The following is a 25,155-nucleotide window of genomic DNA, read 5'->3' as shown; positions in this document are numbered from 1 at the left end:
TTAGCAGTAAACTACCCAAATGATTTTATTGTTTTTACCAAACCTTTTTTTGCAGTAACAGGCATTTTTTCAATTCCTAACGCCTTTTTTATCTTTTCATTACTAACTACATAGTTTTCTGTTAGTTTTCGAAGACGTTCCGTATTCAAAGGTAAATGTAACAAAGTACCAAGCCGGGCACATCCTTCCATCACTCTTTTATTCATTTTCCAAATATGTGGTTTCTTTTCCATCACCTCACACATAGTAATTATCAACTCATTAGTAGACATCGCTTCGTCATCTCCTATGTGATAAATGCCACTCGGAACGTCCTGAGTCAATAATCCTTCTATTACATAGCAAAGATTATCTATAGAAGTAAATGAACGGCGATTATCAAAGCTACCTAAAGGCCACGGAATACCTTTCTTCACTACGTTATATAGCAAATTCAGATTACCTTTATTACCGGGACCATGAATCATACAAGGTCTCAAAATATATACCTGTTTATCTTGAGGAAGATGTTTTTGAATATACTCTTCTGCCCTGATTTTACTTTCTCCATAAGGACCCACCGGAGTCGGATTTATCTCTTCAGTGAGTATATCCCCTATTACACTATCAGCGGCAGCTTTCACCGAACTAAAGAAAATAAATTTCTTAGCAGATGATTCCAAAAAGAAATCAAAGATCTTTTGGGTTAAACCTGTATTTATATCAAAATAGTCCCGAGCAATCGACTGGTTCTTCGTATCATGGGCTTTGCCAGCCAAATGAATAATTGCATCAAACTGAGGTAAATTCTGCAAAGGATATGAAATTGTTTCAATATTCTCCCATAGAAAAGTCTTTATCACTCCTTCTTTTTGAGGTGTAATAATATCCAAACCATAGAGATTATTATCCCCTTTTAAAGCCGATACAAAATTAGAGCCAATAAAGCCGTGTATTCCGGTAATAAGAATATTCATTTTTAATGTACTATTTCCCTATACAATAATATGTAAAACCTATCTCCTGAAGCTCATTTTTATCATAAATATTTCGTCCATCAAAAACAATAAAATCTCTCATCGTCTTTTTTAAGACTTTCCAACTTGGCATACGGAACTCTTTCCATTCAGTAATTAAAAGCAAAGCATCCGCATCAAGTACTGCATCATACATATCAGTAGCATATTCTACTTTATTACCTATCCTACGTTGGCACTCTGGAATAGCAATAGGATCGTAGACTTTCACAATTGCGCCTGCTGTAGTAATTTTATTTATTAGAACCAATGCCGGTGCTTCACGCATATCATCCGTCTCCGGTTTAAAAGCCAATCCCCAAAGAGCTATTTTCTTTCCTTTCAGATCATTATTAAAATGCTTCTGCAATTTATCAAAAAGAATACTTTTTTGAACTTCATTCACATCTTCCACTGCTTTCAATACTCTCATCGGATATCCATTCTTCTCAGCCGTTTTAATTAGAGCCTTCACATCTTTAGGAAAACAAGAACCACCATAACCACAGCCCGGATATAGGAATTTACTACCAATACGACTATCTGCACCAATTCCTTTACGAACCATATTCACATCCGCCCCGACCAGTTCACACAAGTTGGCAATATCATTCATAAAACTGATACGAGTAGCCAACATGGAATTAGCAGCATATTTTATCATTTCAGCACTGGGAACATCTGTAAATATCAAACGATAATTATTCATCATAAATGGTTTATAAAGACGTTCCATTATCGCTTTTGCTTTATCTGACTCCACACCAACAACTACACGATCCGGCTTCATGAAATCATCTACAGCATCACCTTCTTTCAAAAACTCAGGATTAGAAGCAACATCAAAATCAATAGAAACTTTACGCTTATCCAGTTCCTCCTGAATAACAGCCTTTACTTTCTGAGCTGTACCTACAGGAACTGTACTTTTGGTTACTACCAAAATATACTTTTCCATGTTTTGTCCAATAGATCTGGCGACTTCAAGAACATAACGCAAATCCGCACTACCATCTTCATCAGGAGGAGTACCAACGGCACTGAATACTACTTCAACATCATTCAAACAAGATGCCAAAGAAGTAGTAAACTTCAAACGCCCTGCACTATAATTTCGATGTACCATATCCTCCAGTCCAGGTTCATAAATCGGAATAATACCCTTTTTGAGATTCTCTATTTTAGATTTCATTACGTCCACACAGGTAACATTCACCCCCATTTCCGAGAAACAAGTGCCTGTAACCAAACCAACGTAACCAGTTCCCACTATTGCTATTTTCATACTATTTTTGATTTAAATTTTCTATCTGCATAAATGATAAAAAGAACAATACCAGTCCACGGTTTCTTTCACTCCTTCTTTGATAGATTTATCAGGCTTAAATCCTAATTCTTGTTGTAAAGCAGTAGTATCCGCATTGGTCTGATAAACATCTCCCGGCTGCATAGGCAAGTATATTTTTTCAGCAGGGTACCCTATGGCTTCTTCTATAGCATGAATAAAATCCATTAACTTCACAGGGTGAGAATTACCGATATTATAAATTTTATAGGGAGCACTTGAAGTGCTTGGATCAGGACACTCCGAATCCCAAGAGACGTTCGGTTGTGGAATGGAATCAACTACTCGTAATACCCCTTTTACGATATCATCTATGTATGTAAAATCACGAAGCATGTCTCCATTATTAAAGACCTTTATAGGGCGGTTATGTAAGATAGCATCCGTGAACAAAAAAGGCGACATATCCGGTCTACCCCATGGACCATATACTGTGAAGAAGCGAAGTCCGGTAGAAGGTATACCATATAAATGACTATATGTATGTGCCATCAACTCATTTGTTTTTTTGGTAGCAGCATACAGGCTTACAGGGTGAGCTATACTATCTTTCTCTGAAAATGGAACTTTGGCATTCAACCCATAAACACTACTGGAACTTGCATATACCAAATGCTTTATGTTATTGTAACGACAACCTTCAAGTACATTCAAGAAACCATCTATATTACTCTCTACATAAGCATACGGATTCTCTATTGAGTAACGTACACCAGCCTGTGCTGCCAGGTTTATCACAATATCAAATGCTCCATTAGCAAAAAGCATTTGCATAGCTTGTCTGTCCTCAAGATTCATTCGTACAAAACTAAACTGCGGATACACATTGCTTGAAGTAAATTTATACCATGATATCTCTTCCCGATTAATCCCCAATAGGGAAAGTCTACCATATTTTAGATCCACATTATAGTAGGTATTTATATTGTCAAGGCCTACTACCTCATCACCGCGCATCAACAAACTTCTACAAACATAAGAACCTATAAAGCCGGCAGAACCTGTCACTAATATTTTCATAATTTAAAAATTCGTATAATTAATACTATACAATTTTTCAATTTCTCTCCAAATAATACATTGATCAAAATCTTCTTCAACAAACACTCGCCCTGCCATTCCATGTTTCTCCCGCAATTCATCATCACAGATGTATTTTTGTATGACAGACGCAATTTCATACTTATCATGATTTACAAAATATCCGGTTTTTCCATGACTAATAGCATCAATACAACCCGTAGCTTTAGTAGTTACTACTGGTAATTTCATAGAAGAAGCTTCTAATATTGAGGTTGGAAACCCTTCCCGGTAAGAAGGAAGTATAAATAAGTCCATTAAAGCATAATAATTTTCTATTGATGAATTATCAACATATCCAGTACAAATTATTGAAGTATTATCTTGAATTCTACTTATTATATTTTTAGGTAATGAATCACGTTCTTCCAACATTCCGACCAACAATAATTTTATATTTATACTTTTTTTCTGTAGCACATTAAAGGCATCTACTAATTCTATTATACCTTTATCTTTTACTAATCGGCCAACGTAACCTATAACAAAAGATTCTTCTGAGAGCCCTAACTGATTTCTTAATAATTTTATAGTTCTTTCATTAATATTATCTCTACAAAACTTTTCAATATTAATGCCATTACAAGTTCCTTTATGAAGTAATAATTGTTTAGAAGCAGGATTGAGTTTATTTTCTAAACTCTTTTTGCACACGGAAGGACTAACGCAAACAACCTTAGTAGATAAAAATGCAGCTAAACGATCCATTAAAATCAAAAGCTTTCTTTTTATACCTGAAGATGTTTCATATACCAGCCCATGACGAAAATAAATACGTATAGGAATATGCATAACAAAAGATGCCAACATAGCCAATACTCCTCCCTTAGGAGTATGCCCAACAACAATATCTATTTTCTCTTTTTTTATATACTCACATATTTCCCAAGTAGCCCTAAGATCTCTCCAAAATGAGATAGATCGTAAAATAGGAATTTCTTTATAACTAAAATTATGACTTTTGGAATATTTATATATCTCTTCAGAAGGAGAACAAATTATATATTCTTTATATCCTCTTTTACTGAAATAAATAAGCTGATCACCCAAAAAATAAGGAATAACAAAGTAAATATTAACAACATGTAATACTCTCTTCATAATACATTTTCATACATTAAAAAATGATATATTATCTTCTATCGAGTAATTGAAAAAAACAAGTCCTTACAAGCAAAATCTAAATCCTCCTTAGAAATACTTGTATATCTCTTTTTAATAATACGATCACTTTGCTTAAATAAAGAGAAAAGCAGATATACCAATGACTTAATACATGAAAGTAGATAAAGTTTGTAAGCCAAAAATGTTCTTTTCCGTAAAAATATATCCAAAATATATTTCCGAAAAAAAGACTGTGTAGATAAGTATCTAGACAAAGTAGGGACTCCTACAGCCCTATAAAACAATAAATTATCAGGTAATATAAAAAAATTAGAATCTAATACCGTATCTATCCACAATGCTAAATCTTGCATCCTCAATAATTGAGAATCATATGGATGTTCCCGAAACCAACGGACATACCCCATTACACTCGGATGAATAAAAGCTCCTCCTGATAAAATGTCAAGAACAGTTTTGGGATACGAAATCTGTTTTTTAGATTTTCCAACTACTTTATTTTGAGCATCTATGATATACGAATGAGTACCTATCACATCTATATCAGGATGTGTCAACAGGTAATGAACTTGCCTCTCTATTCGATTATAATGCATTATGTCATCAGCATCCATTCTTGCATAAAAAAGTCCATTAGCCATCTTAGATAACTGATTTAACCTAGTTGGTAACCCCAACTGCATCCCATCATTAATTATTTTAATTCTATCATCTGAGAAGTTAGCAATTATATCTAAAGAATTGTCTGTGCTTCCGTCATTTATCAAAATTAATTCCCAATTCCAATATGTTTGATTAAGTACAGATAGTATTGCATACTTTAGATAAACTCCTCCATTAAAAAAGGGAATGCCAATAGTAACTAAAGGATTATTCATAATAAAATAAATCAAATATTTGAATCAGGAAGTTGTAACCAATCACCAACTATTACATTATACTTTTCCGGATTATATCCAGTAAAACAGGCTGCTGTAAAAAATGTCATTTCCCCACAATAAATATGCTGATTTACGTAGAAAAGGTCAATTCTCACATGAGGGAAATTAGCAGATAATTTTCTAGCTATATCAAGCATTTCTTCAAGGCAATCTGGCCTAAGTATTTTCTTATCACTTATTTCATATCTTCGATTGGTAAAATTAAGCAACTCCCAATGTGGATCAAAATAACAAATTTTATGATCAGTAAACCGGTCAACATCTACCGCTATCATTCGAGGTTCTCCATTGAAACAAAATATCTTATAGTCAAAAGGTACATTACCTTTTTCATCTCCCAAATAAACCTCACAAATAATTCTCGGTTTTATTGTTTTATAATGCCATTCTCTACCAAAATTATACCAATTTTCTTTTAGCCAATACTTACACTCTGTAAGTATCACCTTTTTTTCACACGAAGACAAATTAGATTTATTTGTACAAATAAAATTTTGCCCAGAGCCATGAGTTGATTTTAAAACAAACTTTTCAGGAAAATCATCAATGTTTATTTCATCAATATTTTCAAAAACGCCAACCAAAGGTATCAAATATTCATCAGTATCTAAAACCTCTTTATAATAGCTCCTTACAGCATATTTATCTGCACACTTTATCTGATTTTCATTACGATAATATAAATTTAACCATATAAGTTTTTCTGAAAACGTAGAAGGATGAAGTAAATCTGTTTTTTTTTTGAAGATCTTATAGTATTTTCTTTTAAAATACGTTTCATCAGAATATAACATGGATGTCCTCCAAGCTTTTATTTTTCTATAACGATATAATAAAAACAAACCTCCAACAGTTGTTCTTAATTTCTTTTTTAATAATAAAGACATGATATGTAGATTGTTTTTCCTAAATAAAACAAATAAGAATAGATATATACAAAAATTATATTTTTATCCAACTATTATCACAAAGTGTATTATTTTTCTTTGTAGACCAATATTTAGGAGCAATTACAATTTTATGAAGATTACGATTCAATGTAGCTCCCCACCAACTAAATGAACTATTACTTATAATAATATGCCTACACAATGACATTAAATAAATATACCAATAAGAATTTATATTATAATTTTTCACATAAATAGTATTGGAAGGTAAAATAAGATTTGATTTAACCCAGTCTAAATCATCAGAAAAAACATAGAATTTACAACTACGTAATTTTTCACACATCAAATTAACAGCAGATGCGTAATATTCGACATTACATACTGCATAGGTTTTGGCATATTTTGAGGTAAAATAATCACCACGCCTAACATGTAAAGCAACTGCAAAATTATTTGATAAGATTTCAGTATAGTATTTTTGTATCTGAACAGGAATGGGTTGCTTGGGTATAAAGAAATCCTCCATATTATTGATTGTATCTCTTAATAATGCAGGATATTGCCACCAACCATCAAAATAACTTAAACCTTTTTCTGTAAAAAGTGAAATTTCTTCTGGAGAATATTTAGTATAATACTTATTATTTTTTTTCAATAAAAAGCCATATAAAAACAATCGTTTCTTCCATGATTTATATTTAGAGAAAAAAAAATTACTAGTTTCAAATAAAGGCAAAGACTCATCCAATAACTGAAGTTCTAAATTTCGTCCCTTGTCAACTGTATCAAAAGCAACAATATCATAACAAACTTCTACTCCAAATTTATGCCTCAAGAACTGCCCAAATGTGTATTGAAACAACTGATTCCCAACTCCACCAATCAATCTTATTACAAACATATATTAATTCAAATATGAAGGAAATGTAACACTTAAATATTTAGATTCATATTTATTCTTCAATTCGCTATAAGTATTTAACTCACATTTTTTTAACGCTATTTGCATCCACGGATACATAACTTTCTTCTCTTTATTTATAAAATTGCCATATAATTCATATTCCGAAAAAGGAGAATTATCATTTCTATCTAAAGAAGTTAAAATATTCTTATCCCAAGTTTTATCTGATGTACCTAACAATCGATGCAATTTTATTAATTCAAATTTATCAAACAACATTTTATGAGAAACAAAAGAAAACAAAGAAAATGGAATTTTCTTCAGTAACTTATATATACTCAAATAATAAGTTAAATGAAACTCATCAGATTGATAAAATACATATTTATTATTATGAGTAATAAATGTATGTGGGCGAATTAAAATATGATCAGCATCTATAACTAAAAAAAAGCGTTCTGTGCCAATTTGAGCAGACAATTTCAGCAATTGCTGAAATATCCATCCGCTTCTATTTCTTCCATTACTAGTTATAAATCCTACCTGTTCGGCTCCATATCCTAACACTTCCTTTTCATTTATAAATTTAAGTTGATTCTTTTCAGCAAATTGTTTAATATTCTCATTATCTGAAGATATTAAATAGATATTCTTTATTGTGTGCTGTACACATGATCTCAATCCTTCTATACACAAAGGAAGAATAGCTAAATCTTTCTCCAAAATAGGAATAATTACATCTAACGCTGTTTCAGAATTCGGTGTAGGCATTGACAGTTGATTATTTCTTAAAGTCCATATTTTATAGCATAAAGCGCGGACTAAAAAGAAAAACCGAGATAAAACAAACATAACATTAAGAATTATTTCAATCTATAAGTACAAACAAACATTAAATAGTTGAGCTTTTCTCCAAAAGAGATATGGGTATTTTTAAGAAAGAATATAGAATAAAGTAACCATTTCATTCTATATTTATAATATTTCATTAATGAAAGATGCTTCTTATGAATATAACACATACTCTTGAAAGAACAAATTCGCTTAAAATAAGAGTCTGAAGATTTCCCCTCTAAATGTATTATACCATCCATCTTTAATAGATATGAATAATATCCATTAATATTAAGTCGATATTGGAACTCCATCTCTTCTTCATATAAAAAAATATTTTCATCAAATCCTCCAAATGCTAAAAATAAATCTTTAGGAATAAACATATCAGCTCCAATTATAACATCTACCAAGGAGTAGGTTTCTACAGAATTAATCATGTTTCTTTTTCTATGTTCTGTCTTAAAACTACGTGGAAAATTTCCATACGAATGAGACGCTTTATTTTCCGAGTTTAATAAGTTTATCCCTAATACACCTATATTAAGGTATTGATGATGCTCATAAAAATCCATAAGTGACTTACAAACATCTTTATACATTATTGTATCAGAATTTAATAAAAACAAATATTTGCCTTTCGCAACTGTAGCACCTATATTATTAGCTTTACCAAATCCCCAATTCTTATCATTCTTCACTATCCTTATATAAGGATATCTCTTAGATAAGAAAATCAAACTGTCATCCGTAGATGCATTATCAACTACTATTATTTCATATGAATATGAAAGATTTAAATTTAATATTGATTCAATGCAGTTAGATGTCAATAAACAAGTATTATAATTTACAATTATAAAAGATAGAACGATCATTTCGTTTTTGTTTTATTAGTATACAAATCAATATACTTCCTATAATCCCTAAAGTTGTTGTTTTATTCCAAATACTATAATAAAAAAGCCCATTAGCAGGAATCTGATATAATAAAAAAAATATAATAACTTGACTCAAAGAGTACTTTCCCGACATTTTTTGTTTTTGAGTTAAAGAGACTAAAAACAAAAATAAAAATGAATACAACACAATTCCCCAAATACCAATATCTAAATATAAATCTCCCAAAAAAGTTGAAAACACTCCAATATCCATTGGAAAAGAATTCCTATATTTTAAAGAATCAAATTTTTCTGTAGAAACTAAATCATAAGTTATAGGAAAAATGCGCGCCAAAGTATAGTGTTTATTATCATATTTATCCCAATAATCCGCAAAATTCAGATAACTTTGTCCCAAATACACAGCAATGCTTAACCATTCTGCAGCCTCTGTTTTTCCTGAATTAACATCCTTAAATCTAGATATGGTAACGGAAGAGAAATAAATTGTAAACAACAATAATAATAATAAAAATAATTTCTCAATCCTTTTTCTAACATCTTGTGGTATTGCTTTTTTAAAAAATAAAAAACACGAAATAAATATAATCAACCAATAGATTAACTGTGTTCGTCCACCTACCCGCATTCCATTTATAACAGTAGACGTAGAAGCTACCAATAATAAAATATTATATCTAAAACTCTTTTTCAAAAAGCATACGGAATAAAAGAAAAGTACCACAATTATAATATAGAAATCTGAAAATATTCCCAAAATATAGAATCCAATTCTTTCAAAAATATTAAAACTATAATTTAATTCTTTTGTTACAGCATCCATTCCTCCCATGGTCTTGAAATCACCAGGATCATGGGTTAAAACAAAAAAAACATACTTTATTGAAAAAATAATGCCAATTAAATTTACAACCATCAGGAAATTTAATATTTTATCAACAATCCGGGTATTTATTACAGGAGAAATAACAACCTCCTTCCGAATTTTCATAATGGGTAGAAAAAATAAAAATAAAAAAAGACAATAAAACAAAGTAGCATCTAATCTGATATTTATATTTTTATATTGTAAAAAATTAATATTATATATAAGAATAGAAAATAAAGCAGAAAAGAAATACAATGTAATAATAAATGTATCTATACCAACACCTCTATTTTTCGAGATAGAGTAAACTAACAGTAAAAGAAAAAAAATAGAAGGTAAATAAATCAACATAGATTACATTATTCTTCGATAAATGGATTTTACTATATTAATTACAAAAGGGGTTTTTACAAAAAACAACTCTTGAATAAAAAAACACAAAACACATAAAAAGCCAATAAGAAGTAAAGTCACAATATTTCCCTCTATAAAAAAATTGCCTAAAAAACAAATTAGAATATAAGGTAAAGTACTCAAAAGTCTCATATATACTATATGCCAATCAAAATATATATTAAGTTTACGATGGACAAATAAAGAAGCAGAAAATAGAACACACAATTCTGAAATAAGCCAAACAATAGATGACCCAACACTTTTTAAAGTACTAACAAGCAATATATTAAATACGATTCCAGCTAAAGCACCTATAAGAGAATTTCTCAATATAATTTTATCTTCTTTCATAGGCATAAGTAATTGTATTATATAAATTTGTTCCAAACCTATAATAAACATTAGAGGCATAACTATGCGCATGGGAGTTATTGCTCCTTGATAACCATTACCTGCAATATATTCAATAATTTGTGGTGTAAAAAACTCAGTAAAAACTATTAAAGGGAAACAAATCATACATAAAAGATCCAAAGATTTAAAAATTAGTTTTTTTAATTCCAATATCTTATTCTCAGCAACCATTGCACTAAAACGTGGAAGCAGTACTCCAGACAAAGCTGTAAAAAGAGAAAGTAAAATAGTATATATCTTAATCGCAGTTGTATAATAACCAACTTCTTTTTCACCTGCAACAAATCCTAAATACACAACATTCAAAGAGGTATACATGGATGTTAGCAAAGAGTATACTCCTAAAACAAAAAAAGATTTTATATAAGGCGATATTGAAATATTAGAAAAATCAAACTTTAAAATACGCAACAAATACTTCCAATTAAAAAAAGCATTTATGACAGTTGTTCCTACTAATAATCCATAATAGACATCAAAATCATCTTTTTCCTTTACTAATAAAAAAACACATAATAAAAAAAGACAGCGTACTACCACTGTTCTTATTGTTATATATTTAAAATTTTCTATTCCTTTAAAAAACCATTCAATTAAAAAGAGGCTAAAAACAAGTTTAACTGCTCCTATCCACATTAGATTTTGGTATTCTTTCAATTGAGGTATTGTATAAATTCCTATAATTAACAATATAAGAGCAATACTGGTACTTATTAAATTTAAAACAAATAAACTAGAAAATGTTTGCTGCAGAATAGATTTATCTTTCTTAACTTTTGCAATTTCTCGAATGCCAGTTATTGACAACCCCATCATTGAAAATAAAATGAAATAATTTATAATACTATCAACAAAATTACATATTCCAATATTGTTTACTCCAAGAACTCGGGAAATGTATGGAAAAATAATTAAAGGAAAAATATAATTGGCTGTAGTCAATATACTACTAAAGAAAAAATTTCGTTTTATTCCCATCAAATAAAATATGCAATCACTTATTTAAATAAAGTTCCTGAATCCTTTTCAGAAAGAATAACTTTATCCCTTGGTATCTTCCAATCAATCCCTAGTTCCGTATCATTCCATGCTATTGCCCCTTCAGCCTCCGGATGATAAAATTCATCACACTTATACTGGAAAATAACCTCTTCGCTTAATACACTAAACCCATGTGCAAACCCACGGGGTATAAAAAACTGGCGATGGTTTTCTTCCGTCAGTTCCACAGCCACATGCTGTCCGAAAGTAGGGGAACCTTTGCGGATATCTACGGCAACATCCAGTACTGCACCTTTTATCACACGCACCAGTTTGCTCTGTGCAAAAGGAGGTTTCTGATAATGCAACCCACGGATCACACCATAACCGGATTTGGATTCATTATCCTGAACAAACGTCGTTTTGCAGACCTTTTCTTCAAACTCTCTCTGATTGAAAGACTCGAAAAAGTAACCACGCTCATCCTTAAAAAGACGTGGCTCAATAATGACTACACCTTCTATGGAAGTCTTTATTATATTCATAATTTGATAGGAAAAGTATACGCTCTAATTAAGATTATAAAAAAAATAAGATTTACAGAAAAAAGTAGTTCTATTAACTTCTCAACATAGACTTTGTCAAATTTAGAAAACTCTTATTCTTTTCTCTACGATAAACGCCTCATTTCTCTACGAGAATCGACACGATCTCCGTAGAGTTTCTCTCTATTCCTCGTAGAGAAAAATTAGCAAAACATAACTATTTAGTAATCAAATCGTTACAACAAATCAACATTGTATATATTTTCCACCATTATCCTATAACAAAATAGTCTATTGAAATACTAAATGAATACGAAATATTACAACTTACTATCTTCTAATTCTTTCAAAGCTTCCACTACCGTTTCTTCCTCCGAAGATAGCTGCCGTCCACCTCCCCAACCATCAACAATACGCCGAATCTCTTCTATCAATTCTTCATCAAACACTTCATCATAACAAGAGAGCAACAAACGGCATTTCAATACTGAATCTTCCAAGTGATCCAGGACAATAAAAGCACGATCTAATATTCCCTGTGTTTTTGCTTCTTTATTACTATCCGAGTACGCTGTGGCTCTATACCCCATCAACAACGCAAGGCAAAGCGAAGCCTCTTCTTCGTCCGTCTCTCCTTTTCTGTCAAAAAGAGATTCGGACAAGCGAAAAACTTCTGTGTTAAGTTGGCAAAAACGATCTGTATAGATGGGGGTACCATCAACACCCAGATACAATAATTCGTGAGAGATGCTTTGCAACTCCCGAACCTGGTTCATTAATTTATCCATTTACTTCGTAGTTAGAAATCAGTAGTAAGCAATTACTATTATTTATGAAAGGATGTGCAGATAACTTTTGGGGACTTTAATACTGGCAGTGAGAATGCCATTAATCCGGATCATCACATGTGTGCGATTGGCAATACTGACAAGTTCGCCCTCAACACCGCAAAGGTCTCCTTTGACAACCTGAACCTTAACTCCAACTGCAAAAGATTCGTCATTCAATATTACACTTTCGGGAGAGAGATCCATAACGAACATGAAATCACGCATTTGCTTATCGGGAATAATGAGCAGGCTATTTGTCCGGAGGTCCTTCATATAGAATAACTGAACATTATAATCTTTCGTTATAGACCAAGCACGATCTTTGGTAGCACGAACAAATATCAGATTCCTGATAACAGGTACTTCCACACGACGTTTGCGATACTTCAACTGGCGAATCACAAACTGAGTGGGCATAAAGCACTCGACATTCAGTTTCTCCAAAGAATTACGGATCGCAAACTCCTGATCCTTACGGGTTCGGGCAGCAAACCAATATTCCTGTTGTTCAGACATTTATGATTTTAAAATTGGGGTGATTTAGTAACCTTCAGGTACGCTACGCGGCTTGGACGAGACATCTTACTCATTCAAGCCGAAAGAATTAAAAAACTGTTTCAGACAACAAACGAACAGAGATATTATTTTACTGAACGTTCTTTTTTAGACGGGGACAAAGGTAAAACGGATAAATGAAACAACAAAACATTTTTGATAATTTTATTTCGTTTCTCCATCGGTATGGATTCTTTGCCATTAAAGAATAGGTAATTAATACTATGTTAATTAGGTAATTAAGGGTATAATAAATACTATTTTAACACTGCGTTAAATACGTACTTTTAGTACACAAAAATAGGATAGTTGATAAAAAGCCCTCGAATTAACTAAAAAGGAATATTTAGTTATCATATAATAAAGTAAAGGACTTTCCCGGGCTTTTTTATTGCCCCGAAAGAATAATCATGTAAATTCGTATGTACATCTGACTACCAAAGACTTATGAGCGTTATTCTTAAAGTTAGTTCATATCCGTCCTAATAAACTAGTCGCAAATATAGCTATTTTAAATGATACATTTAAATGATTGGAAAGAGTACATACTGTCCGATACTGCACACGGTGAGTTTTTCAATAGCGCGTTGGGATTATTGTGTGGCAACGACTCGTCCTACATGCCGATGCGAAAGCCAATCGGAAGGTGGTTGGGATACTTCGTCGAAAGAAGAAAACCAAGTGAAAGCGAGGCTGAAGTTATGATTGCCTAAGTATCTATCACCTTGCGTGAAAAAGAGCCGCGTCGAACTCTATGTGGAGCAAGAATACGGCTCTTCGTGTCTTTTTTATTGCCTCAATAAATTCGTCAAACTTTCCCTCCCCCAAGTGCATGATACAGGTGTATGACACCTTGAATCTTGGCTATCCTGTCCTGTGCAAGTGTCAGTCGGGCACTAAGCAGCAACTGCTGTGCGGTAAGCACTTCGAGATAGTTAGCAGAAGTGTAGCGTACGAGGAGCCGGGTCTTTTCTGTGGCGGCTTCAAGGTCGCAGATCTGTTGCTCATCAAGACGAATCCGCCCGTCGGCTGTCTGCCATTCGGTAAGGGCATTGTTCACCTCATTGCCCGCATCGAGCAGGGACTGCTCAAAAGCCAGCACCGCCTCCTGCTGACGTGCCTTGGCTATCTTCAGGTTGGCGATGTTCGTGCCCCTGTTGAACAGCGGTGCGGTAAGTTGCGCAACGGCATTGGAAAGCCATTTGCCAGGATTGAGAAGGCTGCCGCCCCCGCTGTTTGTCCAGCCGAGCGTACCGGAGAGCGTCAGGCTCGGATAGAATGCCGAATGGGCGGAGTTCGTGGCATAGAAGGCTTCCGCCAACGCGGCTTCCGCCTGTCTCACATCAGGGCGGTTGGCAAGAAGCAATAGCGGTACGCCCGTGGAAAGGCTGTCTGGAAAATGCTGCCCGTCGAGCGTACCACGGCTGACGGTGTGCGACGGTTCCTTCAACAGGGTGCACAGGCTGTTCTCCGTCTCACTGATACTCTTGCGGATGGTCAGCAGAGAGGCTTCGAGCGCGGTGCGACTGGCACGTGCCTGACGCACTGCCACATCATTTTCCCGGCCTGCTTCCACGAGGGCTTCCAGAGAGGCGACGGTTTCGTCCCAGTTCACCAGCGTTTGTCTGGAAATGACAAGCTGTTCGTCGAGCATCAGCAGCGCGTAGTAGCTTTCGGCTATGGTCGCTACCAGTTGTGTCCGCACCGCCTGTTCATAAGCACGGCTCTGTTCGAACACAGCCGACGCACCGCGTTTGGCATTCGTCACCTTGCCGAAGATGTCCACCTCCCATGTGGCTGTGGCACCAAGGTTGTAAGTCTTCTGCGTCTCCCCGTTGTAACGGCTGCTACCTGCCTGTGGCGTCAGGTTCAGGGAGGGCAGGTAGGAAAGACGGGCGTTCGTCAGCGCAGCCTGCGCCTCCTCCACCTGCAGGCGGGCGATGCCAAGGTCGGTATTACGTTCCAGTCCCGTGGCTATGAGCGTTTGTAAATTGGGATCGGTGAAGAGTCCGCGCCACGGTATCGAGGCAACGGTGCCCGTGTCAGTCGCAGTCGCGCGGTAGAGGTTGTCGGTGTTCACGTCCATATCAGGGCGTGAGTATCTGTTGTATATGCCGCACCCGCTCATCAGGCAGGAAGCGGCGAGAAGTATTCCTATTCTTTTCATAACCATCAGCTTTGTTTATGGATTTGTCCGGGCAGGAAGCGCTCCTGCAAGTACTGGCAGACAATGAACAGCGAAGGCACCACGAACAGCAGTCCCGCCGTTCCGAAAAGCATACCGCCCACAGTCCCCACACCCACAGAGATGTTGCCGTTCGCTCCCACACCGTGTGCGAACATTAGCGGGAGCATCCCGAATATCATCGTCATGGAGGTCATGAGGATGGGACGCAGGCGGGCTTTGGCAGCCGACATGGCGGCGATGGTGATACTCATGCCCTGACGGCGGCGGTCGGAGGCGTACTCCGTGAGCAGGATAGCCGTCTTGGCCAGCAGGCCGATGAGCATGATGAGTCCCGTCTGCATATAAATGTTATTCTCCAGTCCCCACAGCTTGACAAAGAGGAAACTGCCCGCCAGTCCGAACGGGACGGAGAGGATGACGGCGAACGGTATCATCAGGCTCTCGTAGAGGGCGCAGAGGATAAGGTAGATGAAAACGATGCAGACGACGAATACTAGCATCGTGGTGGAATTGCCCGTGGACGCCTCCTCGCGTGACATGCCGCCGAATTCGTAGCCGTAGCCTTCGGGCAGGGCGGTTTTCGCCACCTCGCGGATGGCCTGTATGGCCTGTCCCGAACTATACCCGCTGGCTGGCACACCGGAAACACTGATGGCGGAGAAGAGGTTGAAGTGCGACAGACTCTCGGAACCATATACCCGCGTAAGCGTGAGATACTGTGACACGGGCGACATCCTGCCGTCTTCACCGCGCACGAAAATGTTGTCCAAAGCCTCCGTGTCGAGGCGGTATTCGGGTGATGCCTGTACCATGACGCGGTAGAGTTTGGTGAAGCGGTTCAGGTTCGAGGAGTAACTGCCGCCTACATACCCGGCAAGCGTGGAGAGTACATCGGAGGGCGACACCCCGTTGCGCTTGCATAGGGCCGCATCTACCTCCACCATGTATTGCGGATACTTGGTGTCGAACGTGGTGTAGGCACGTGATATTTCAGGACGCCCGTTTATCGCGTCGATGAAGGCGTTGGTGTATTTCAGCAGGTCGTCGACGCTGCCGCCCTTCTTGTCCTGCACGTACAGTTCGAAGCCGTTGCTCGTGCCATAGCCCGAAATCATGGGCTGTGTGGAGACACGGATGGAGGCAGCCTTGATACCGTTCGTGCGGCGGTAAATCTCTTCCATGACGGAGTTCACGTCGTCGCCCTTCTTCGTCCGTTCGCTCCAGTTCTTCAGACGGATGGTGAATGAACCTGCGGAGGCCGACTGGTTGTGTACGGCATCCTTGCCTGTGATACGCGAGTAAATTCTGATTTGGGGGATGTCCCTGATGGCTGCCTCTATCTCGTCCATGATGCGCCCCGTCTCGTCGAGGTTGCTGCCGGGTGCGGCCTGCACGTTCACGTTGATGGTTCCCATGTCCTCCTGCGGCACAAGCCCCGTCTTGGTGGTGTTCATCAACAGCACCAAGACGGCACACGCCACCACGATACTGCCCAGGGTAACGGCCCTGTGACGGAACAGGAACGACACGCCTTTCAGGTATTTCTGCTGCACATGGCGGAAAGAACGGTTGAAGGCGTAGTGGAAGCGGTCGGAGAAACCCGGTTTATCGCCTCCGGCCTGCCCTGCACGCGGACGTAGAATCAGGGCGCAGAGGGCGGGACTGAGTGTCAAGGCGTTGAGCAGCGAGATGGCGACGGCCACCGCCATCGTTAACCCGAACTGCGTATAGAACGTGCCCGTGGTGCCGCCCATGAAACTGACAGGGATGAACACCGCCATGAAAACCACGGTGGTAGTCAGCAGGGCCGACGTCAGCCCGCCCATAGCCTCCACAGTAGCATGGTAGGCAGAAGTGGCCCCTTCGTCGAAACGTGCCTGCACCGCCTCCACCACCACGATGCTGTCGTCCACCACCGTACCGATGACTAATACCAGTGCGAAGAGCGTCAATAAGTTAAGACTGAACCCTACAGCATAGATGAAGGCAAATGTACCCACCAGCGATACGATGATGGCCAGCGAGGGGATGAGCGTGGCACGCAGGTCGTGCAGGAAGAGGTAGACCACCAGTACGACCAGCACAATGGCCACAAAAAGCGTCTCCACCACGTTGGCTATAGAGGCGTCGAGGAAGTCTTTCGTGCTCGTGATGTCCGTCAGTACCATCCCTTTGGGGAGGGAAGCGGAGATATCGGCCTGCACACGGTCCATCTCCTTGATAATTTCGTTGGCGTTCGAGCCGGAAGTCTGTGCCGTCATGCAGTTGGCACCCGGATGACCGCTTGTCTGGCTGAGCATGGCGTAGTTCTCCGCCCCCAGCTCGATGCGGGCCACATCTTTCAGGCGCAGCACGCTCCCGTCGGGCAGTGACTTGATGACCATGTTGCCGTAGTCCTCCTCGTCCTCGTAACGTCCCCGGTATTTCAGTACGTACTGGAAGGTGTTGGCCGATTCCGCGCCGAGCGTGCCCGTGGGTGATTCCACGTTCTGCTCGTTGAGCACCGTCTCTATGTCCGAGGGCATCAGGCCGTATTGCGCCATTTTCAGCGGGGCGAGCCAGACACGCATGGAGTAGCTTGCGCCCCAGATGTTCACGTCGCCCACCCCGGCTATGCGCGAGAGCTGCGGCTCGATGTTTATCTTCAGGTAGTTCGTCAGGAAGTTGGAGTCATACGAATCGTCCGGTGAATAGAGCGAGATGGCTTTCAGGGCGTTACTCTGCCGTTTGCGCACCGTGATGCCCGACTTCGTAACCTCCGCCGGGAGCAGTCCCTGTGCCGAGGCCACACGGTTCTGCACGTTTACCACCGACATGTCGGGGTCCGTACCCTGCTTGAAATAGACGCTGATGGAAGCCGATCCGGTATTGGTGGCGGTGGAGGTCATGTACATCATGTTCTCCACGCCGTTCAACTGCTCCTCCAACGGTGTTATCACGCTCTTCATTACCGTCTCGGCATTGGCTCCGGTGTAAGTAGCAGAGACACGCACGGTGGGTGGTGCGATGTCGGGGAACTGTTCTATGGGCAGCTGGCTGAGTCCTATCAGCCCGACAATGAGGATCGTTACGGAAATCACGCCCGACAGGATGGGGCGGTCTATGAATGTCTTTACGGTCATGGTTCACTCCTTTCCTTTAGTTTGGGGATTGACTGTCGCACCTTCCTTCACCAGTCCGGCTCCCTCGGCAATGATCACATCGCCCTCCTGCAAACCTGATTCCACCACGTATTCCGTGCCGTTGTTCAACCGGAACAGGGTAACGGGAGCAGACTGAGCCTTACCGCCCACCACCTTATATACAAATACCTTGTCCTGTAACTCGTAGGTGGCTCCCTGAGGGATGACGATACATCTTTCCCGGTTGGTTGGCAGGATAACGGTAGCATTCCCCCCGTCACGCAACAGCTTCTTCGGGTTGTGAAAGTCGGCGCGAAGCGTCACTGTCCCTGTCGATGCTGTGACGATGCCGCTCACTGCTGATATGTACCCTTTCTCCGCATACAATTTGCCGCCTGCCGTGCGAAGTTCCACCTCCGGCATCTGGCGGATGAACCCGTCGAGCGAACCGTACTGTTCCATAAGTTCGCTGACGCGGCTTTCGGTCAGCGAGAAGTAGGCGTGCATCAGGCTGTCGTCCGACACGGTGACGAGCGGATCGCTGATGCTGCTGCCCACCAGTGCCCCCACACGGTAGGCGATCATGCCCGCCACACCGTCCACAGGACTTTTCACTTCGGTATAGGAGAGATTGTTGCGGGCGTTCACTTCCTGGGCATGGGCTTGCGCCAGTGCCGCCTCGGCTGCGGCCAGCGTGTTGCGGGCGGTACTGAGGTCGTAGTCCGACACGACGCGACTTTCAAACAGCTTCTCCTTGCTTTGCATGTCCAGCTTCGCCGTGGCAAGCTGTGCCTCGGCACTTTTCACGTTGGCCTCGGCTTCCGCCAGAGCCGCCTTGTAAGGCACCTGGTCGATGACAAACAGCACCTGTCCCCGGCATACCTTCTGTCCCTCACCGATGCAGATGCGCGTGATAAGCCCGCTCACCTGCGGACGCACCTCCACCACCTGCTGACCTTGCAGCCGGGCGGTGTATTCCGACTTCAGCGTACGGTCTTCGGGTTTCACGGTCAGCGTGCGGTAGGCAGCCGTTTCCTGCGTCGGCGGCGTCTGCCGGCAGGCGCACAATGTCAGCCCCATGAGTAGGGCTGCGAACATTTCCTTTTTCATTTGTATCCGTTTCATATTGTTATTGTTTCTAAACAGTCGGGTACAAAAATAGAGGGATACGGCAAACCGTGACGCATACATGCGGGGATGTGGGGGTGAAAGAACGGAATGTGGTGGCGAAAATCTTGCGCCATCATGCAGAACAGGAGCAATATTGATATTTGAAACCGGAAACTGTGGATGCACAAAGTTCCCGCTTCATACCCATACGGGGCATGTTCCCCTACCGTGCAGGAAACCTGCTTTTCGGTAGGAATGCGTTTTTTTGGTGGCAAACAATGCTTTTTCGGGGGTAAACACCGTCGCCTGGATTCCTCTTTCGCAGGAAAAAAACGTATCTTTGCAGCTATCAATTTACCGGATGTATAAGAAACAGAAGAAATTATGAAGAAAAGTACAATCATTACAATGGTTCTGGCAGGATTCCTTGGCTTGGTACAAGCCCAAAACAACTCCACGCTCCTGCCGGAGCATATACAGTCGTCCACCGCCATCAGCAAGGTGCTGGGTGACGGACGTAAGGTGGAAACCGTCGTACTGGAATACGATACGCCCATCAGCAACAGAAGCCTTATCCCCGGGTGCTTCCGGGTAGAGGGTAAGCAGGTGACGCGTATCTATGCCAACACAACCCCTGAACGCACCGACAAGGGTAAAGACGGGAAGTATGTCATCATCGAAGTGAAAGCGGAAGTGGATCTGGACGCACAGCCTAAGCAACCCACACCTGCCGACATGGAGAAGAAAAAGGAGCGTGACCGTATGCAGGGCGGCCCTGGTCTGCGGGCTGGCTGGAGTACGGGCGGCAACGATGAATACCCAGGCTATGCCGTGGCGGTACAGACGGCAGACATCCGGACGGCAACGGGAAAGACCTATAAGGCCACCGACACACCGATAGCAAGTACGCAGGAAAGATGCCTTGTGGCGGAGGACTTCAAACAGGAGGAGTTCGTCAGCCCCTACACGGGACAGGTGTTACCTTATAATATATACCTGCCGGAGGACTATACTCCCGAAGAACAATATCCACTGGTGCTGTTCATCCACGATGCGGGCGTGGCAAGTGGTCCTGTCACACAGACACTCTATCAGGGTAACGGGGCCACCTCATGGGCGGAACCGGAGGTACAGGCACGCCACAAGTGTATCGTCGTGGCACCCGAATACCCCTTCATCACAGTGGACGACAACTGGAACTACAGCCACCATCTCGACGCGACCATCGCCCTGCTGAAAGACCTTCAGACACGCTACTCCATTGATCCGAAGCGTATCTACACCACAGGTCAGTCGATGGGCTGCATGTCGTCCATCGTGATGATGCTGAAAGAACCAGAGCTTTTCGCTGGTGCGTTGCTCGTGGCAGGCAAGTGGAATCCCACACTGATGGGACCGCTTGCCAATCAGAACATCTGGATTATCTCCTGTGAGGGCGACACCTCGTCGAACACGCTGCAAGGCGAGGCCGTGGAACTGTGGCGCAAAAACGGGCATACAGTGACCGAAGCGACATGGGACATGACCCTGCCCTCTGAACAACTCTCCGAGGAGGCGGACAAGATGCGTGCCGATGGCGGCCACCTGTTGTTCACGCACCTGACGGGCGGCAACCACCGTGCCACATGGTTCGTGGCCTACGGTATCAGAAGTGTACAGGACTGGCTGTTCGAACAGCACAGATAAGGAGACCAGCCGATGAAGAATGTATCCCTCTATACCGACCTCGCCTTCTGCCTCGTCTTCCTGCCGCTGATGCTATATGCGTTCCCGGTGGAGAGATGGTGGGGCACATATCCCGTTTACTTCACCACCTTCGCGTGCTGGCTGTATGTCACGTACTTCGCCTACAAGTATTTCATCGTCCCCGGTCTGTTCCATAGCCACCGTCACAGGGTGTATGCGCTGGCAGCGATAGCGGTATCGCTTTTAGTCACGTTCCTGTTTTCGGCCTACGAAATATCCTCGCCGTTCTACCACCTGCGCCAGCAACAGCTGGCGCAGAACCCTTTTCCCGGCTGGGGCATGAGGCAGAACCAGCAGGCGGTGTGGCTGCATTACATTCTTGTGGTGGTATTTTGCTTCGCCGTGGGGATGCTGAACGAGGCGTACCGCCAACGGCTGGCTCGCGAGGAGGTGGAGTACGAGAGAAACAAGGCGGAACTGGCATTATACAAGGCGCAGATCAACCCGCACTTCCTCTTCAACACGCTCAACACGCTTTACGGCCTGCTCATCACCCATTCCGACAAGACCGAGGCAACGCTCGAACGCTTCATCAACCTGACGAAGTACATGTACAACAATGCCAACCACGAGTTCATCCCCCTTGCGGAGGAGGTGGAGTATATCGGCCAGTACATCGACTTGCAGAAGCTGCGCCTGAACGGGTTCGCTGATGTCAGCTTCACACATCAAGTGGAGGACGAAACCATGTCCGTGCCGCCCATGATGCTCATTACATTTGTGGAGAACGCCTTCAAGTACGGCATCTCCTCCAACGAACCGTGCTTCATCCGTATCCGTTTGAAACAACGTAGCGACACGCTCCGCTTCGAGGTGGAAAACTCAGTCTTCCCACGCACAGCAGGCAGCTCCAAGCGAATGGGCATCGAGAACTGCCGCCGCAGGCTGGCACTGCTTTATCCCGACCGTCACCGGCTGAATATCGGACATGGCCGTGAAGGAACATTCCGTGTGCGGCTCGAAATTAAATCAGAGAAAGTATGATGAAAGTAATAGCCATAGATGACGAACCCATTGCACTGAGTATCATCAGCCGATACTGTGAACGGAGGGGCGGCATAATGCTGGAGACGTACAGTGCACCGCGTATCGGGATGCAGCGTATCCGCGAGTGGCTGCCAGATATCGTACTGCTCGACATCGAGATGAATGGCACGTCGGGCATCGAGCTAGCGCGTGAGCTTCCCCCGTCCTGCTGCCTGGTATTCACCACCGCCTACGCCCACTACGCATTGGAAGGCTTCGAGGTGAACGCCGTGGATTTCCTGCACAAGCCCTATTTTTACGAGCGTTTCGACCGCGCCATGCAAAAGGCGGAGCAGTGGTTGAAGATGCACGACCTGCTCCGCGTGTCGGAATCTGCAGCCAGGCAAATCGTACTGAAGTCGGAATACAGGAACGTCACACTGTCCGTTGACAGCATCCTGTACGTAGAATCGATAGACAATTATGTCAAGGTCCATCTTGCCGACGGTACATCCGTATTCTCCAAGATTCCCCTGCGCAGCATGGAGGAGCAGCTTCCGCCGGGAGAATTTATCCGTATACACCGCTCGTTCGTGGTAGCGAAAAGTCGTATCGCGAGGTTCACCCGGGCGGAAGTGGTACTGACGAAAATGGACAAGAGCCTGCCCGTGGGTAAAAAGTATGCGGAGGAAGTGATGGTAACGTTGAAAAGGAAGGAATGACGTAAGAAACTGTCCTGTATGTCTTTCCAAGTAAGATATCTCTATCCCCAAAAGCGATTTTCAGACAATTATTAGGGAGTGGAAAATAATTTGTACTTTCGCATTCAGAAGATTTTTTTGATAGCAGATAATTCGTCCTTCCAAATACCTGTTTTACAACCTTAGCATTAGCTCGGTTTTCATTAATAAAGACTTATTGTGCCATAACCTTGTTCTTTAATCGGTTCTTTAATTTGGTTCTTAAAATCCGTTCTTTTGGACTAAATATGATACTTTGTATAGATTATAAGTGCGCTAATACCCCTTCTGAGAATATCTACGCAAATATTAGGTAGTTTCCGACAAATCATGTAAATTTGTAACACAATAAAAATTCTGGAAATATGAAATATATAAAGTATCTTCCGATTGCTCTTATGCTTTGTCTCTGCTCCTGCAAAAGTGGAAATGCAACAAGCCAGGCTACTGATATCCCACAAGACAGTATTAAAACATTCACCTTACCCGCTATCCCCGCCATGCTGAATACTCCGGAATTAAGGGCTGATTTTCTGGTACGCCATTATTGGGATAATGTCAACTTTGCAGATACTAACTATATTCATCATCCGGACATCACCGAACAAGCCTGGGCTGATTATTGCGACATCCTGAATCATGTCCCCTTGAAAACAGCACAGGAAGTCATGAAAGAAACAATCCAGAAAACGGAAGTAGAAAGAAAGATGTTTGACCACATCACCGAATTGGCAGACAAATATCTCTATGATCCAAACTCACCGTTGCGAAATGAAGAGTTTTATATTCCGGTATTGGAAGCAATGGTAGCCTCTCCTATCCTGAGTGAAACTGAAAAGATTCGCCCACAGGCCCGATTAGAACTCGCACAAAAAAACCGCGTAGGTACAAAAGCACTTGACTTTACGTATACATTAGCATCGGGCGCACAAGGTACGCTCTATCAGATTAAATCCGACTATACCCTCCTATTCATCAACAATCCCGGTTGCCATGCCTGTACGGAAACAATAGAAGCATTGAAAAGTATTCCCATGGTAAGCGAATTGATAAAAAAGAAAAAATTAACCATTCTCTCTCTTTATCCTGATGAGGAACTGGATGAATGGAGAAAACACCGTAGTGAATTCCCTGCCGAATGGATTAACGGATACGATAAATCATTCACCATCAAAACAAAAAATCTCTACGACCTGAAAGCCATTCCAACCCTTTATCTACTGGATGCCAACAAAAAGGTATTACTGAAAGATGCTACAGCACAGGCTATCTATAATAATTTGCCAATGCAATAATAATGTGCTAATGTGTTAATATGCCAATGTGCCAATTACCATGCGGCGTGGCAACGCAGCCAATTGGCACATTGGCATATTGACACATTGGCATATTACCACATTATTTTTGTTATTCTGAATTTTCTTCCTATCTTTGCCGTGCATTGGTTCGCAACCTCTTCTTATTCGGAAGAATGCGATTAAAAGGGAATCAGGTGTAAATCCTGAACAGTCCCGCTGCTGTAAGTTCCAATGAATTATGTTATGAACAACTACCACTTTAGCCACTGGGAAAATCCTGGGAAGGCGTTCGTAACAGGAACAAGTCAGAAGACCTGCCATGCTATCTTTTTTCATTGCTTTCGAGGAAAAAGCGTTGAGTCTAATGAGCCGGATAA

23 protein-coding genes and 1 riboswitch are annotated in these 25,155 nt (G+C 41.1%); of the genes, 6 read left to right on the top strand and 17 right to left on the bottom strand.

What is annotated here, in order from left to right; genetic code table 11:
- Positions 1-11: 11 nt before the first annotated feature.
- The 14 genes from VCM39_RS07090 to VCM39_RS07025 all read right to left on the bottom strand — a co-directional run bounded on the left by VCM39_RS07090 (position 12) and on the right by VCM39_RS07025 (position 13,569).
- On the bottom strand, positions 12-956 hold the full coding sequence (locus VCM39_RS07090) for an NAD-dependent epimerase/dehydratase family protein (protein ID WP_322933837.1): 945 nt from the start codon (positions 954-956) through the stop codon (positions 12-14).
- Positions 957-966: 10 nt separating this feature from the next.
- Entirely contained in the window at positions 967-2,280 is a 1,314-nt protein-coding gene (locus VCM39_RS07085) for a UDP-glucose/GDP-mannose dehydrogenase family protein (RefSeq protein ID WP_322933836.1), read from the bottom strand.
- A 21-nt stretch (positions 2,281-2,301) separates the two neighbouring features.
- Positions 2,302-3,360, bottom strand: coding sequence for an NAD-dependent epimerase (locus VCM39_RS07080; RefSeq protein ID WP_322933835.1), 1,059 nt, complete (start codon positions 3,358-3,360; stop codon positions 2,302-2,304).
- 3 nt (positions 3,361-3,363) lie between these two features.
- A complete protein-coding gene (locus tag VCM39_RS07075; RefSeq protein WP_322933834.1) occupies positions 3,364-4,521 on the bottom strand; it encodes a glycosyltransferase family 4 protein in 1,158 nt (385 codons plus the stop codon).
- Between the two features lie 38 nt (positions 4,522-4,559).
- On the bottom strand, positions 4,560-5,423 hold the full coding sequence (locus tag VCM39_RS07070) for a glycosyltransferase family 2 protein (RefSeq protein ID WP_322933833.1): 864 nt from the start codon (positions 5,421-5,423) through the stop codon (positions 4,560-4,562).
- Between the two features lie 11 nt (positions 5,424-5,434).
- Positions 5,435-6,373, bottom strand: coding sequence for an ATP-grasp fold amidoligase family protein (locus tag VCM39_RS07065; RefSeq protein ID WP_322933832.1), 939 nt, complete (start codon positions 6,371-6,373; stop codon positions 5,435-5,437).
- Positions 6,374-6,428: 55 nt separating this feature from the next.
- Positions 6,429-7,280: an alpha-1,2-fucosyltransferase gene (locus tag VCM39_RS07060; protein ID WP_322933831.1), complete on the bottom strand. Its 852-nt coding sequence runs from the start codon at positions 7,278-7,280 to the stop codon at positions 6,429-6,431.
- A gap of 3 nt (positions 7,281-7,283) precedes the next feature.
- On the bottom strand, positions 7,284-8,054 hold the full coding sequence (locus tag VCM39_RS07055; RefSeq protein ID WP_322933830.1) for a DUF6492 family protein: 771 nt from the start codon (positions 8,052-8,054) through the stop codon (positions 7,284-7,286).
- A 92-nt stretch (positions 8,055-8,146) separates the two neighbouring features.
- Positions 8,147-8,995, bottom strand: a complete 849-nt coding sequence (locus VCM39_RS07050) for a glycosyltransferase family 2 protein (RefSeq protein WP_322933829.1) — start codon at positions 8,993-8,995, stop codon at positions 8,147-8,149.
- Positions 8,961-10,238: an O-antigen polymerase gene (locus VCM39_RS07045; protein WP_322933828.1), complete on the bottom strand. Its 1,278-nt coding sequence runs from the start codon at positions 10,236-10,238 to the stop codon at positions 8,961-8,963. Before VCM39_RS07045 ends, VCM39_RS07050 begins: the two co-directional genes overlap by 35 nt.
- A gap of 3 nt (positions 10,239-10,241) precedes the next feature.
- Positions 10,242-11,675, bottom strand: coding sequence for an oligosaccharide flippase family protein (locus VCM39_RS07040; protein ID WP_322933827.1), 1,434 nt, complete (start codon positions 11,673-11,675; stop codon positions 10,242-10,244).
- A 20-nt stretch (positions 11,676-11,695) separates the two neighbouring features.
- Positions 11,696-12,223, bottom strand: a complete 528-nt coding sequence (gene rfbC, locus VCM39_RS07035) for a dTDP-4-dehydrorhamnose 3,5-epimerase (RefSeq protein WP_322933826.1) — start codon at positions 12,221-12,223, stop codon at positions 11,696-11,698.
- Positions 12,224-12,543: 320 nt separating this feature from the next.
- On the bottom strand, positions 12,544-12,999 hold the full coding sequence (locus tag VCM39_RS07030; RefSeq protein WP_323674033.1) for a UpxZ family transcription anti-terminator antagonist: 456 nt from the start codon (positions 12,997-12,999) through the stop codon (positions 12,544-12,546).
- Positions 13,000-13,053: 54 nt separating this feature from the next.
- Positions 13,054-13,569, bottom strand: a complete 516-nt coding sequence (locus VCM39_RS07025; protein WP_007486614.1) for a UpxY family transcription antiterminator — start codon at positions 13,567-13,569, stop codon at positions 13,054-13,056.
- 567 nt (positions 13,570-14,136) lie between these two features.
- Between VCM39_RS07025 and VCM39_RS07020 the strand changes: the two genes are divergently transcribed.
- A complete protein-coding gene (locus VCM39_RS07020) occupies positions 14,137-14,313 on the top strand; it encodes a hypothetical protein (RefSeq protein ID WP_322933824.1) in 177 nt (58 codons plus the stop codon).
- Positions 14,314-14,416: 103 nt separating this feature from the next.
- Here VCM39_RS07020 and VCM39_RS07015 read toward each other — a convergent pair whose 3' ends face one another.
- The 3 genes from VCM39_RS07015 to VCM39_RS07005 are packed head-to-tail and all read right to left on the bottom strand — an operon-like array spanning position 14,417 to position 20,043.
- The gene (locus VCM39_RS07015) at positions 14,417-15,775 is read right to left on the bottom strand and encodes an efflux transporter outer membrane subunit (protein ID WP_322933823.1); all 1,359 of its coding nucleotides are present in this window, start codon (positions 15,773-15,775) and stop codon (positions 14,417-14,419) included.
- Positions 15,776-15,780: 5 nt separating this feature from the next.
- A complete protein-coding gene (locus VCM39_RS07010; RefSeq protein ID WP_289293669.1) occupies positions 15,781-18,918 on the bottom strand; it encodes an efflux RND transporter permease subunit in 3,138 nt (1,045 codons plus the stop codon).
- A 3-nt stretch (positions 18,919-18,921) separates the two neighbouring features.
- Complete coding sequence (locus tag VCM39_RS07005; RefSeq protein WP_322933822.1) at positions 18,922-20,043, bottom strand: efflux RND transporter periplasmic adaptor subunit; 1,122 nt, start codon at positions 20,041-20,043, stop codon at positions 18,922-18,924.
- Between the two features lie 165 nt (positions 20,044-20,208).
- Between VCM39_RS07005 and VCM39_RS07000 the strand changes: the two genes are divergently transcribed.
- The 5 genes from VCM39_RS07000 (at position 20,209) to VCM39_RS06980 (ending at position 24,775) form a co-directional block, all read left to right on the top strand.
- Positions 20,209-20,397 (top strand): hypothetical protein, encoded by a 189-nt coding sequence (locus tag VCM39_RS07000; protein WP_322933821.1) that lies wholly within the window; start codon positions 20,209-20,211, stop codon positions 20,395-20,397.
- Positions 20,398-20,412: 15 nt separating this feature from the next.
- The gene (locus VCM39_RS06995) at positions 20,413-21,714 is read left to right on the top strand and encodes an alpha/beta hydrolase-fold protein (protein WP_289293671.1); all 1,302 of its coding nucleotides are present in this window, start codon (positions 20,413-20,415) and stop codon (positions 21,712-21,714) included.
- A 12-nt stretch (positions 21,715-21,726) separates the two neighbouring features.
- Positions 21,727-22,758, top strand: coding sequence for a sensor histidine kinase (locus tag VCM39_RS06990; RefSeq protein WP_322933820.1), 1,032 nt, complete (start codon positions 21,727-21,729; stop codon positions 22,756-22,758).
- Positions 22,755-23,462, top strand: a complete 708-nt coding sequence (locus VCM39_RS06985) for a LytR/AlgR family response regulator transcription factor (RefSeq protein WP_289293673.1) — start codon at positions 22,755-22,757, stop codon at positions 23,460-23,462. Before VCM39_RS06990 ends, VCM39_RS06985 begins: the two co-directional genes overlap by 4 nt.
- Positions 23,463-23,845: 383 nt before the next feature.
- Positions 23,846-24,775 (top strand): DUF5106 domain-containing protein, encoded by a 930-nt coding sequence (locus tag VCM39_RS06980; protein WP_322933819.1) that lies wholly within the window; start codon positions 23,846-23,848, stop codon positions 24,773-24,775.
- Between the two features lie 130 nt (positions 24,776-24,905).
- Positions 24,906-25,115: riboswitch (cobalamin riboswitch) on the top strand.
- The last annotated feature ends 40 nt before the right edge of the window (positions 25,116-25,155 follow it).

Source organism: Bacteroides mucinivorans (genome assembly GCF_034654355.2).
Classification (GTDB): Bacteria; Bacteroidota; Bacteroidia; order Bacteroidales; family Bacteroidaceae; genus Bacteroides; species Bacteroides nordii.
This window is presented reverse-complemented; position numbering and strand designations above follow the sequence as displayed.